9 protein-coding genes and 1 pseudogene are annotated in these 14,233 nt (G+C 42.1%); 7 read left to right on the forward strand and 3 right to left on the reverse strand.

Annotation, left to right across the window (positions count from 1 at the left end; genetic code table 11):
• Positions 1-89: pseudogene (locus tag EI164_RS10160) on the forward strand (IS5/IS1182 family transposase); the annotation flags it as partial.
• A gap of 88 nt (positions 90-177) precedes the next feature.
• Here EI164_RS10160 and EI164_RS10165 read toward each other — a convergent pair.
• Together EI164_RS10165 and EI164_RS10170 are read right to left on the reverse strand one after the other, a co-directional pair.
• The gene (locus EI164_RS10165) at positions 178-990 is read right to left on the reverse strand and encodes a crotonase/enoyl-CoA hydratase family protein (protein ID WP_192519851.1); all 813 of its coding nucleotides are present in this window, start codon (positions 988-990) and stop codon (positions 178-180) included.
• Between the two features lie 163 nt (positions 991-1,153).
• Positions 1,154-4,663 (reverse strand): ATP-binding protein, encoded by a 3,510-nt coding sequence (locus EI164_RS10170; protein WP_192519852.1) that lies wholly within the window; start codon positions 4,661-4,663, stop codon positions 1,154-1,156.
• 513 nt (positions 4,664-5,176) lie between these two features.
• On the opposite strand from EI164_RS10170, the gene cysM reads away from it, so the two are divergent.
• The 6 genes from cysM to EI164_RS10200 all read left to right on the forward strand — a co-directional run bounded on the left by cysM (position 5,177) and on the right by EI164_RS10200 (position 13,270).
• Positions 5,177-6,136, forward strand: coding sequence for a cysteine synthase CysM (gene cysM / locus EI164_RS10175; protein WP_192519853.1), 960 nt, complete (start codon positions 5,177-5,179; stop codon positions 6,134-6,136).
• Positions 6,137-6,175: 39 nt separating this feature from the next.
• Positions 6,176-7,000 carry a 3'-5' exonuclease gene (locus EI164_RS10180; protein WP_192519854.1) on the forward strand — a complete coding sequence of 275 codons (825 nt, stop codon included), beginning with the start codon at positions 6,176-6,178 and terminating at the stop codon, positions 6,998-7,000.
• Between the two features lie 65 nt (positions 7,001-7,065).
• Entirely contained in the window at positions 7,066-8,607 is a 1,542-nt protein-coding gene (rlmD, locus tag EI164_RS10185) for a 23S rRNA (uracil(1939)-C(5))-methyltransferase RlmD (protein ID WP_192519855.1), read from the forward strand.
• Positions 8,608-8,997: 390 nt separating this feature from the next.
• Positions 8,998-11,580: a RelA/SpoT family protein gene (locus EI164_RS10190; RefSeq protein WP_192519856.1), complete on the forward strand. Its 2,583-nt coding sequence runs from the start codon at positions 8,998-9,000 to the stop codon at positions 11,578-11,580.
• Between the two features lie 68 nt (positions 11,581-11,648).
• Complete coding sequence (mutM, locus tag EI164_RS10195) at positions 11,649-12,548, forward strand: bifunctional DNA-formamidopyrimidine glycosylase/DNA-(apurinic or apyrimidinic site) lyase (protein WP_192519857.1); 900 nt, start codon at positions 11,649-11,651, stop codon at positions 12,546-12,548.
• A 281-nt stretch (positions 12,549-12,829) separates the two neighbouring features.
• Positions 12,830-13,270, forward strand: coding sequence for a hypothetical protein (locus tag EI164_RS10200; protein ID WP_192519858.1), 441 nt, complete (start codon positions 12,830-12,832; stop codon positions 13,268-13,270).
• Between the two features lie 223 nt (positions 13,271-13,493).
• Here the strand turns inward: EI164_RS10200 and mscL are convergent, their stop codons facing one another.
• Positions 13,494-13,946: a large conductance mechanosensitive channel protein MscL gene (gene mscL, locus EI164_RS10205; RefSeq protein WP_192519859.1), complete on the reverse strand. Its 453-nt coding sequence runs from the start codon at positions 13,944-13,946 to the stop codon at positions 13,494-13,496.
• Between the last annotated feature and the right edge of the window lie 287 nt (positions 13,947-14,233).

Here is a 14,233-nt window from a genome sequence, read left to right on the forward strand (position 1 = left end):
GCATTGCCACGCGATATGATAAGCTCAAAGATAGCTATGCAGCAGCGGTAATGCTCGCTTGTGTCTTTATCTGGTTGCCCCTGATTTGAATTCTATACACACCCTACTGAAAGATAAAATAAATGCCTTAAGATATGCCTAAAAACCTCAAACGACAACCTGTTTTAGTAAAAAAAATTAACGAAACTGACGCTTGCCAAACGAGGTGCTGGCTTGCTTGGCTTTTCTAAGTGCCAGCTTGCGGTTACGACTGAGCATCATTTTGAGCTGCCATACTTTTTCTTTATATAACGTTGTCGCAGGCTGATGATGCATGGCATTGATAATACGTTTACTCGCCAGCACCGCATCAGGTGAGCGCTCAGAAAACTCCGTAGCGAGCTGCTTGGCTTGTTCAAGTGGGTTGTCACCACAATGACTCACTAGACCTAATGCCTGAGCTTCATCAGCATCAATAATACGCGCGCTCATAGCCAGCTCTTTTAAGACATCTTCACGCACGACGCCAAATGCTGATTGCGTTAAGCCCATATCAGGTACCAGTCCCCATTTAGCTTCCATGATAGAGAGCTGACAATCAGGATGACTAATACGCACATCGCAAGCAAGCGCTAGTTGCAGCCCTGCTCCAATACAGTAGCCTTCTAAGACTGCAATAACGGGGACAGGTAAATCACGCCACACCAAACATACCCGTTGGAAAGCGCTCTGCCATGGTTTTACTAACTCCCAAAAAGCAAAAGCTTTATTCTTTGGATGATTCAAATCACCCAAATCAATACCCGCACAGAACGTGCCTCCTGCACCATTTAATATCACCGCTCGTATCGTTTGATCTTTGCTAATACGACCTGCCAAAGCAATCAGCTCGTTCACTACTTTGAAGCTCATGGCATTTTTTTTGTGTGGGCGATTCAAAGTGACCGTTAATATATTATCAGTGATACCAACTTGTAAGGTCTCATACTTGTAAGTAGCAATCGGTTTCATAACAATCCTTATTAATGAATGAATAAAATATAGCGCCGATAACAATGATACTAACAGGCTTATCTCTACCCTACCTCAGCAATAACTGACTGTGACGGTACAATATAGTCAAAGAACCACTAGAGCACTCACTTTACTATGGTATTCCTATATGATTATTCTGTTAGATCATTTTCCAGGTCATATCATTTTCACTCAAGCGATGATAAGTCAGCTGAGGATAGCCAGATAAATCTAACACCTGTAAGTTATTTAACGCTAACATTAGCGCCTCATAATACGGCTCAAGCATAGCAAACTGTGCAGGGGTGGTATGCTGTACATTCAATAAACACTTATCTTCTAAATCTTGACTGGCCTGACGTAGCTGTGGCACACCTGTATAACGACTACCGCCTAATATACGATGAGCAGTTTGTGCCAGCATATTGCGGTCTCTCTTTTCCCATGCCTGGGCTAGTGCCTGTTTTTCATCATTAATCGTATCAAGCATCATAATAATAAGCTTGGCTGCCAAATCAGGTTTATTTGCTGAGCGATGCAATGCATCTTGCCAATCCAAAACCTCTAAACCTCTAATTCCTTGATCGTAATCTCCTGACTCTGTATATGCTATCCGCTCATCATGAGAACTACCTATTGGTTTTTTCGGTGCAGACAATAATGGTACCTGTCCATGTTTATTTAAATGTAGACCTTCATAACGAGGTTGGGTTTCACGTGATGGTTCTCGCCTATAGTCGTCACGAGGCTGACTGTCACGTAGGTAATTGTCACGAATTTTTTTCAATGATAAAGGACGAGTGATTTTTTGTGGGTTTGTGATATCAGATGCATCATTCTTATCGGTTTCATCTCCTTGTACCATGGTGTAAGCTTTAGTAGCAGAATCAGAGGGCCAAGCTGGCTGTATTTCAGCATCTCTATTTTGCAAGTCATGCAGCTGAATACTATTACTCATTGAGTGACTAGTGGCCGAATCGGCCAAAGTGATAACACCAGACTCTGTTTTTGATACCTCAGCATCATACAAATCAACACTTTGTGAATCCGTGCTAGGCAATGCCATTAATTCTGATGTGTTCGATGTCCGTCCAAGCCATTTTTGTAGTACTTGTAGTAATTGCGGTTGGCTAATAGGTTTACCAACATAATCATTGATGCCACTGGCGATCAGTTTATCTCGTTCATCTGCTAAGCCATGTGCGGTCAACGCGATAATAGGAATATGATTATCATCACTTTCAATGTCTCGAATCTGACTCGCTGCCTCATGCCCTGACATGCGTGGCATTTGAATATCCATGAATATTAAATCAATATTATCTTTATCCTGAATAGCCACTTTATCTTCGGTATTTGTATCTTCAAACAGCGTACTATTAGGTTTTTTATTCGCTTCATTGTGAGCTTCTGCTTTAGAGAGCTGAGTTTTATTTGATAAACTCTGCTTATCATTTTTCGATAATTTGGTATGTTTAATCTGCTGCTTACTGATAATCTCTATGGCATCAAAACCACTACTTGCTGTCAGAACATGAATACCAAGTTCACTCAACAAAGCATCTAATACCAGTAGGTTGGGCAGATGATCGTCGACTGCTAGCACCGTAACCCCTTTCCAACGTGGTTCTTGCAAACTGGTTGGCACAGTCCGCTTTTGCGTATCTAACATGGCGTAGAGCTGTCTTTTATCCAATGGTTCATACAGGATATTGGCATGATAGCGATTCAATAGTGCCTGATCCGCAGCCACTTGATAACCAAATACCGCAAGCTTGCCTTGGTAATGCAAGCGAATCTGTTTGAGCAGTGCCATCATATCGTCTTGTGTATCATCATCGACGATGACCCAGTCCCAATAGTTACCGCGTTCTTTTAGTGATTCAAGCACACCTGGCAATGAGTTGGCTTGGGTCAGTGTAATCGGTAAATATTGCAAGCTGGCCTTGAGCACTTGGATAGAGGCAGCATGATTAATCCATACCAAAACATTAAACTGATCGGTATCACTAGCCAGTGGCGCTAAAACAGGCAGATCAATCGTCTGACCTGTAGCAGCCTCCAACACATCGACATGCGCTGGCATACGGAACCAAAACGTTGCACCTTGATTGGCGATGTTTTCTTGTGCATTGTCATGAAAGCCAATATCTCCACCCATCAGCCTAGTCAACTGCTTGGAGATGACCAGACCCAATCCTGTGCCACCATATTGACGAGTGATAGACGGATCGCCTTGGCTAAAGCTCTGAAACAGCATTTTTTGATCTTCTACAGAAATACCCTTTCCACTATCTTGTATGCTAATCATCAGGTAGTTGTCACGGTGATCATCCAAGCTCACCCGTACGACCACATCTCCAGTATCAGTAAACTTAATGGCATTACCCACAATATTGGTCAATACCTGCTTGAGACGCAGGGCATCACCATTGATACGCATCGGTACATCGTTATAAAACAGCACCGCCATGCGCAGACCTTTCTCTGCTGCTACTGGCGAGAGCATATCAACCACATCATAAATGGTGTCATAGAGGTCAAACTCATGGCGATCGAGTACCAATTTACCTGCTTCAATTTTGGAAAAATCCAAAACATCATTGACCAGTGCTAGCAAATGAGCTGAAGACTTACGTATGGTTTGCACATACAAATCTTGCTCAGGATTTAACTCACCATGACGTGCTAATAAATTAATAAAGCCATCAATACTATTAAGCGGTGTACGCAACTCATGACTGATATTGGCCAAAAAAGCAGACTTGGCTTGACTGGTCGATATTGCGGCATCACGCGCATTTCGAATAGAAATGTTTTGCATTTCCATCTCATCAAAGGCCAAACGTAAATCATCTTCCGTTTGCTCTGCATGATCCTTAAGCTCTTGAAAACTCATATGCAAACGGCGGAATGTCCTAACCAAGTCTTGCTGTAGCAGATTGAGCTCACCATCTGATTCAACCGGAATGGGATAGTATAGGTTATCTACATGAGTGCGCTGTAGCTGCAAACGTAGCTCATAGATTGGTGTTATCCAGCGCTTTGAATAGATATTTAAACTGAGCAATAAAATCAATATCGTGAACAAGCCAGTAATCACTAGCGCCATGGCAATACGATAACGCGCAATATAAAGCGGCTCGTTATCCATATCGATTAATAACCACAGTCTTTGTCCTTCAAAACCCCCTAGCACACTGCCATAAGCAGTACCAATCGGTGTTTGCTTTTGTGACAAGAAGCTTTCTTTGGTATCGATGGACGGCCATGCTTCATCCAACCCGTAGCCAACGGCGGTAAGCACCTGATTGTTTTCGTCAATAATAGCAATGCGCTGTACGTGTTGCTCGGACTGCATGCGACCCAGTTTATCTTGGATATCCTCAAGCTTTGTAATAATGGTCTGAGGCGTATCACCTATATAAATTTCGCTAGTAACTTGCTTTTGCTCTTGCTCTAATAATTCAGGAATGAGCTCGGCAATCACTGGCGTATAACGAATAAGCACTGCTTCAGCCAAGACACCTTGTTCTGAGTTACTCGCCCGCATGGTTTCATAAAAAACCAAAATACCGCCAACAGCTGCCAACACACAAATTGGCAAAAACACCAATATGATCAGTTGGTCATACGCACTGCTAGTATCAAAACGTTTCTTGTATGCCATGCTAGTGTTACTCTCTACTGGGGTTTTTACTACGTATAGCCCATTTATATAAATAAACAGCTGGGACAGGCGTATTTTTGCCGGTTCACTGTATCCACTACTGTCTTAAACAGACTATATCAATAACAGCAGTAAACGATGTTTCTTAATAAAACCATATTTTAAATATGGTAGCTATTTTAACCGCACTTATAAACACAAATATTATCATCGATAGTAAGGCTCATGGCGAATAGTTGTGCCGCAACCACATTTTAACTGTCTAGCTATTTTTCGACACCACCCATTTACCAAAATCTCCTGATGCTATCAGCGTAGCCAAAAACAAAATGATATAATGAGGCAGATTTCTATTGGTTGCCGTTTTTTGGGGCGATAACAATATAATTAATTACTAAATCATCAGCTTACCTAGACAGCGACCGTGTTAATGCTTTTACCTGAAAACTAAAACTATATTTCAGTACTACAGTATGATTCAAAAACCAATTTAAAAATTAATAAGGATACCTTATGTCTGCGGCAGCCATGTCAAATGCTAGTTTTATTACTCAGGCCACCACGCTTGCTGACTGTGTCGGTCAGACACCACTGGTTAAATTACAGCGCTTACCCAAAACAGAGCAACTAAACAATAGTGCTACTGTATTAGCCAAGCTTGAGGGAAATAACCCAGCAGGTTCTGTCAAAGATAGACCTGCCTTTAATATGATTTATCAAGCAGAACAGCGTGGTGATATTAAGCCGGGCGATATGCTAATTGAGGCCACCAGTGGCAATACGGGCATTGCTTTGGCCATGGTTGCCGCGATGCGTGGCTATCCGATAACACTATTGATGCCAACCAACTCAACCCAAGAACGCAAGGATGCCATGATTGCTTATGGTGCGACGTTAATCGAAGTCGATGAAGGCATTGAGGCGGCACGAGATTTGGCGATGCAAATGCAAGCAGCGGGTCAAGGTATTGTATTAGATCAGTTTAATAACCCTGATAACAGTCACGCTCACTACTTGAGCACAGGCCCTGAACTGTGGGCTCAAACTGGTGGTAAAATTACTCATTTCATCAGCTCAATGGGTACCACTGGTACGATTACAGGCGTGGCACGATATCTTAAAGAACAAAATCCCGACGTTAAAATCATTGGTCTACAACCTGATGAAGAAGCGTCTATCGCAGGTATCCGCCGTTGGCCTGCAGATTATATGCCTGGTATTTTTGATGCGGCTTTGATCGATGACGTGATGGATATCAATCAGCGCGTTGCAGAAATTTATATGCGCAAACTGGCAAAAGCAGAAGGTATCTTCGCAGGAGTATCTTCAGGTGCAGCAGCTTGGGCTGCGTTACAAGTTGCCAAACAAAACCCAGACGCAGTTATCGCTTTCATTGTATGCGATCGTGGTGATCGTTATTTATCGACAGGTTTATATAATGTCAATGATAACGTAGACAACACAGCGCTATAATCTTATGAGAATCAATATTATAAATAGTCGGGTTTATCTATGACACAAGCATTACCTTCCGACCCTATACTGGTCTTTGATATCGAGACTGTCGCCGATATTGAGGGCGCGCGGCGTATCTACCCGCAGTTGGCTGGGCTCAATGACTCAGACACCCTAAGCGCGTTGACTGCGATACGTATGCAAGAAGCTGGGCATGATTTTATGCGCCTGCCATTACAGCGTATCGTCTGCATTTCGGCTTTATATATTAAAGACGGTCAGTTTTCTTTATTTTCACTAACGGCGGATAAGCTGAGCGAAAGAGAGATTCTTACCAAGTTTTTTCGGGCCTTTAGTGAGCTCAAAAAACTACCACAGATTATCAGCTGGAATGGCTCAGGCTTTGATATTCCGGTTCTTATTTATCGTGCTATGCAATACGATTTATCAGCGCCGTGGTTATTTGAAGAAGGTGAGCGTATAAAAAACATGCGCTTTGACAACTACGTCAATCGCTTCCACACGCGCCACCTTGATTTGATGGATCGATTTAGTCAATACGGTGCCAGTCGGCGCGAAGCCATGGATATCGTCGCACGTTTATATGGTCTACCCGACAAAACAGCGTTAAACGGTAGCATGATTGGCGAGCTCGTCACTAATAATGACTGGCAAACGCTTTCTATTTATTGCGAATCAGATGTGATGAATACTTGGCTCATATATTTACGCTGGTTGCGTTTAACCGGACAGCTATCGTCATCAGGGTTTGATACTTGGCAACAGCAGAGCTATGACTATTTAGCAGGGTGTACTCAAGCAGATGGTCACCTGCGTCATCAGGACTTCATCGCTCATTGGTCCTCTGCACCCACATCGTGACATAACAGCATTACAAGCAATCACTTTTACTTTCATTTTTAGTTACTTATCATTAAGGCAGGTTTATGCAACCCACCGATTCAAAAACGGCTATAACCTCTGACGCGACGTCACAAACCAACGCTGGCCAAACTATCATCGTTCCGCCAAGCAAGAAAAAATCTAAACCATCATCAAAAACACGTCGTCGCCTAAAAGATGCCGAACCAATTCCTTTTACCATCGATAGATTGTCGCATGATGGTCGCGGTGTTGCCACCTATGGCAATGGTTTTGGGGTTGACGATGGTCATGCTGAAGACAAACATGGCAAAACAACCTTTGTCAGTTTTGCGCTACCCGGTGAAAGCGCGTTGGTCAAAATAACCAATAGTCGTAGCAGTTTTGAAGAAGGCGATGCCGTTAGCATTACTGCCAATCCAAATCCTGAGCGCACCGTACCACCCTGCCCGCACTTCGGTGTCTGTGGCGGCTGTAACTTGCAGCATTGGCAGCCAGAAAGCCAAATTACCTTTAAGCAATCTGTACTGGCCGAGATGCTCATCCATCAGGCCAATGTAACACCTGATAACTGGCTCGAACCCGTGGTCGCTGATCGTCTTGGTTACCGTACCAAAGCACGAATGGGTGTGCGTTATGTCACCAAAAAAGAAACAGCGTTGGTCGGCTTTCGCGAGCGTTCAAGTAACTTCTTAGCAGAATTAAATGAGTGTCACATTCTAGACCCAAGAATTGGTTTTGAAATTGAAAACTTAAAAGCACTCATTAGTACGTTAGAGAGTCGCAATAAGATTGCCCAGCTTGAACTGGCCATGGGTGAAAAGATACCTGAGCTGCCAGATGGCAACCAACCCGTTGCGCTTATCGTGCGTAACTTAGAACCATTGTCAGACGCTGATATAGAGAAACTCAAAGTGTTTTTTGCAGAGCGTAATTGGCAGTTATATTTACAATCTAAAGGGGCTGACAGCATTCAGCGCATCGCACTGACCGATGCTGATGATATGAGTCAGCAGTTTGGGCGCTTGTATTATCAGCTACCAGAGTACGATCTGACGTTTGAGTTTATTCCGACTGACTTTACGCAAGTAAACTTATCGGTCAATCGCAAAATGACCAAACTCGCCTGCGACTTATTGGATCTAAAAACAGGAGAGCGCGTACTGGATCTGTTTAGCGGCTTGGGTAACTTTAGCTTACCACTAGCACGGCTTGTTGGTGAGACAGGGTCTGTAATCGGCGTAGAAGGCAGCGAAGCCATGACGGCGCGTGCAGCAGATAACGCACGACGCAATGGTATCCATAACACCGAATTTTATAGCCAAGACTTGACGCAGGACTGTACCGACAAACCGTGGGCGAACCAAGGGTTTGATGCATTGCTGATTGATCCACCACGCTCTGGCGCATGGGAGATTATGCAGTATTTGCCTAAATTTAATGCTGAGCGTATCGTTTATGTCTCTTGTAATCCTGCGACGCTCGCCCGTGATACAAAGGCGTTATTAGAACAAGGCTATCGTTTGACAGATGCTGGCGTGATGGATATGTTCTGTCATACGGGGCATGTTGAGTCGATCGCCCGTTTCGAAAAAATAGCGGTCTAGTCGTTCTCTGACGATATTTATCTTTATAAATGGCTGACATTACATAGCCTCGCTTGATTTGTCGCCTTAAAATGAGATAATAGTGAACAAATTTTCTATGTTGATTTTATTTATGGCTAGAAAGTTTTATATCTATAACTTTATATATTTTATGCACAGTTTATGGCTGCTAAAAATTTTTAGCAGCTCTATCGGTTTATAGTGAATACTTTTTGAATCATAAACTTATGGCATTCAAAAGATAAAATCAGTAAGTCAAACAAGTTCAAACACTACGAGCCGTAGACTAAATAATTTTGACACCGCTGATTGTATTTTTGGGGTTTGGTAGTAGAGTGTGTATAGTAGATGCAGTTATAATCAATTCAAAATAGCTAAGAGGAGTCGGCTATGGTAAAAATTCGTGAAGGATTGCCACTTGTGGATGGACAGACCACAAAAGCCGATAGTGCAACACTTGCGGCACAGCTGGTCGCGAGCCAACGCTCTCATCAGTCTGCCAATAGCTATGCTCAAATTCCCCTTGATATAAAATACCAGCTGACCACTCATAAGCTACATACTACGTTTGACCGTTCAGCATTACACACTATCCATAGTCATGATTCCCACAGCAATGATTCACATAGTCATGATTTAGAGCTTGATAATGAATATTCCAACAACCCGCTTTTAGATGAAAATAACCCTCTCGCTGAAAAAGAGCCAGAAGTCATTGATTTAGATCAGGTGAATATCGATGTCCCTACTTGGTTAGACAACGTGGCCAAGCGTATCGGACAAGACTCTGTACCCAACTTGCATGCTGCTTGTGAGTTCATTCGTAATCACATGAATACCAACGAATCTGAACGCTCAGGTGCTTATGTGACTGGTATTGGTATGACCGACATACTGACCTACCTTTATCAAGACGAAGACGCCCTTGTCGCGGCGATGCTTTATCGCAGTGCACGTAAAGAAATCATAAGCCTTGCCGATATTGAAAAGAACTTTGGATCGCATATATCTACTTTGGTCAAAGATGCCTTAGCAATGGGTAAGCTGTCTGAAATTATCGAAAATAATAAGCGTTTGGAAGATCACTTTGTCAACAACCAACGTGACCAGTTATCCAATATCTATAGCATGCTTATTTCCGTCACTAACGATGTACGCGTGGTGCTTATTAAGCTAGCAGAGCGTACCTTTGCTATGCGTGAGCTGACATTTTCTAGTGTCACTCGGCAAAGTCGTGTGGCACGGGAAGTCATGACCATTTATGCACCATTAGCGCATCGGTTGGGTATAGCGCAACTTAAATGGGAACTTGAAGACTTAGCTTTTCGTTATCTCGCACCTGATCGCTACAAAGAAATTGCCAAACTCCTCTCCGAAAAACGTAGCGAGCGTGAGTCTTATATTCAGCGTGTACAAGACCAGCTCAATGAAGCCTTAGCAGCGTCCAATATAGAAGCCGAAGTTTCTGGACGCGTCAAGCATATATATTCTATCTACCGAAAAATGAAGCTCAAAGGCTTATCCTTTGATCAGCTTTATGATATTCGTGCACTGCGGGTACTGGTCACCACGCCTTCAGACTGTTATCACGTACTCGGTCTGGTACATGGCCTATGGCGTTATATTCCTGAACAGTTTGATGACTATATTACCAACCCCAAATCTAACGGCTATCGCTCACTACATACCGCTGTTATTGCTGAGAAAAAATCTCTTGAGGTACAGATTCGTACCCATGAAATGCACTTTGAGGCTGAGCTTGGCATGTGTGCGCATGTCAATTACAAAGAAGGTCTAAAGAATAAAAAGGATAACTATCTCAGTCAGAGAATCAGCTCTCTACGTCAATTATTATCCATTAATAATGAAACACGTAATCAGCTACGCTCACCTTCATTAACAGATGACGAACTCGATGATACGGAGCTCGATGAAGAGGAGCAACTCGTTGACTTTGATGAGCTCGAACGTATTTATATCTTCAGCCGTGATGGCGATATTACCGAGTTACCAAAAGGTGCCACCGTTCTTGATTTCGCTTACTACGTGCATACGCAGGTTGGTAACCGTGCCCAAGCCGCGCGAGTCAATCAGCGCTATGTGCCATTGACTTATCAACTCAAAACAGGTGAGCAAGTTGAAATCATCACCAAATCATCACGTGAACCTAATCGTGACTGGTTGGTTGCATCCCTCGGTTATATTCATACCAACCGTGCACGCTCAAAATTAAGGCAATGGTTCAATAAACAAGACCGTGATAAAAACATCGAGATTGGTCGTCAAATGCTCAGCAAAGAGCTTGAGCGGTTATCAGTACATCCAAACAGCATTGACTTAAATGACTATCTTCAACATTTTAATGTCAATACCACCGACGATATTATCGTTGGCTTGGTGACTGGTGAAATTGGTCTAAACCAGCTCACTAGCCATATTTCTCGTCAGTTACATCTAGAGCCTGAGAGTCCTCCAGAAGACTTCATACTTAGTGTCGATAACAGAGATGCAGACAAACTCGATGCTTATAAAATCCATATTGATGGATTAGATAATATTGAAGTTCATTTAGCAGGCTGCTGTCACCCTGTACATGGTGAGCCTATTGCTGGTTATATCACCTTGTCACGAGGTGTCAGTGTCCACAATCGTGGCTGTCCCGAATATGCACGTTTAATAGAGCGTGATCCAGAGCGCGAAATAGAAGCAGCTTGGCGCGTTCAATCCGGTCGCTATCAACCAGTTGATATTCATGTAGAGGCATATGACAGACGAGGACTATTGCGTGATTTGACACAAATTATTGATAAAGAAAACGTCAATATCCGTCAGGTTCAAACCCTTAGTAATGACGATAATATCGCTTTTTTGAAGTTTCATATTGAGGTTTCAGGACTGGCTCATTTATCTAAGCTACTGGCCAAATTGGAGCAACAGCACGGTATCTTACATGCTCGTCGAGCTGTCGTCTAAACAATACCTTGGCATTGCCTATTTACTTAACAATACTCACTTAATAATACAGCCATTAGAAAAACATCATGCCTGAACTACCTGAAGTAGAAACCACCAAGACTAGTCTTGCACCACTGCTAACACAGCAGGTTGCTGATGTAAAAGTATTTCAACCTAAACTACGCTGGGCGATGCCTGATGATTTAGATAAATTGGTTGGTTTTACACTTGATAAGGTTGAGCGCAGAGCAAAGTATTTGATACTCAGTTTCTCATCATCACGATTCAATGCTAACCGTAATACAGCCAAAGCTGCGACGTTAGAAACACGTCAGCTGTTAATTCATTTGGGCATGTCTGGCAGCTTGCAGCAACACAGTTATGGTACCGATAAACGCAAACACGACCATTTAATCATAGTCTTTAATGATGTTGATAACACACCATCTCAGCTACACTACTATGATCCAAGACGTTTTGGCTCAGTGTTATGGTATAAAGATTATGGCACGAAACTATTAGACCATTTAGGGCCTGAGCCACTGTCAGACAATTTTACTGCCGATTACTTATATCAGCTCATTCAACGCACCAACTTACCAACTAAAAAACAGCCTATTACACGCCCTATCAAATCCATTATTATGGAACAACAGGTCGTGGTAGGTGTTGGCAATATTTATGCAACCGAAAGCTTATATTTATCAGCAATTCATCCCGCAACACCCGCTCATCAATTGTCATACGATCAGATTGTTGTACTAGTTGATCATATCAAAGTCATCCTTCAAAAAGCCATCATACTTGGTGGCTCAACGTTAAAAGACTTTACAGTTGCCAGTGGTCAAACTGGTTATTTTCAGCAGACATTAAACGTTTACGGAAGACAAGGAAAGGCCTGTCCAACTTGTAATACCATACTTGATAATATAAAACTTAACGGTCGAGCAAGTGTTTTCTGTCCGAGCTGTCAACCATCGATGTGAGCAGTATTTCAGACAGTTACTGCCTATCTCATTCACCATAAATATATCAACACAGTTATTTTAGGAAAACACCTTATATTTTTTCATTAAGGTCGTTATATCATGCGTATTTTTGTTGCTTATTAGCCCGCATCTTGCTTTAATAGCAATAGCACTTACATAAATAGTGCATACGGTTTATTTATCTGTAATATTTAACCTAGCTATCGTTGCCGCGATATTTCTTTTTGAAAATAGCAGCAGCCACCAATCATACTAATTGTGAATTTTAGGATATCGTTATGACTGTTAAAGCCAAGAATCAACGCACATTTAAGCAAAAAGCTTTTACTGTCGCCGCAAGCTTAAGTTTAATGGCCGCTAGTATGCAGCCTGCCTTGGCAGCAATAGAGATTGATGAAACGGACTTTGGACCTTCCTACGAAACCATGTTGGTCGATACTGCTGTAGGCAAACCTCTACAACTTGTGAGCGCTGTCACTGGTACGGCTCTCTATCTTGTTAGTCTACCCTTCTCCGTCATCGGTGGTAAAACCACTCAAGCACAGCAAAAGCTAGTTGTTGAGCCTTGGAGCGCGATGGGACGTTGCTTAGGTTGTACAGTTGCTGAAGACAGCTATTATAAATCACAAGTCACGGATGATGATATCGTGCGTATCGTGGTAGACCAACCATCAGAAATTTTCATTAATACCAATGACTATGTCGTGGTCAATCCATAAGCAGTTATTATTAGAAAACGTTCAATGATGAACACACTCTAAAAAACAACTTTGTAAAATGACAATAAAAAAGGCTAACCTCGCGTTAGCCTTTTTTATTATTTTATTCGCCATAACAGGCAGTCAAAAACTCTAAATGGATATAAAACAGCTGAGTGCATATGCTACTAATATTACATTTGAAGAGAGTAACCCTGTAGCGACTTTCTGACTATAGCTTTCTTTATTTTGAACCATTAGTATTGCTAAGCTTAGCACTAATTTCACGCAGCAATTGCACCTCTTCTGAAGGCTCAACGACTTCTTCTACCACTTCTTCCACTTCATCAGCACGGCGCATCTTATTGACCATTCTCACCATCATAAAGATAATAAACGCCAAAATAATGAAGTTAATCAATACAGTAATAAAATTACCGTATGCTAATACAGGTACACCCGCTTCTTTAAGTGCATCATAAGTCATAGCAATACCGTCAGGAGCATCACCTAACACTAAGAACATATTCTTAAAGTTGATCTCGCCACCGAAAATAAAAGCGACAAATGGCATAATAATATCGTCTACTAAAGATTTTGTGATAGTAGCAAAAGCGCCGCCAATGATGACGCCAACCGCTAGGTCCATCACATTGCCTTTTAACGCAAACTCTTTGAATTCTGATGTCATGCTCATAATGTATCTCCTAAAATTTTTTCGAGTATACTATATTTTATGTGCTACACAATAAACCATCTGACAACAGGCAACATTTTAGTGTTATAAGGTTATTTTTACGTATTTATTACTATAGTCAGAAAACTCTAAGATGCACACAAGACAGCCATAATACTCAACCACCTTACTACATTCAGTATAACTATTAATTAGGCAATAACACTCTATCTAAAATAAAAAAGGCTAACATTGAACCGACCCCCATAAGTTGGACACAACTTATGGGGTATTTTTATGCGTTACGA

Source organism: Psychrobacter sp. FME13, from assembly GCF_014861395.1.
Lineage (GTDB): Bacteria > Pseudomonadota > Gammaproteobacteria > Pseudomonadales > Moraxellaceae > Psychrobacter.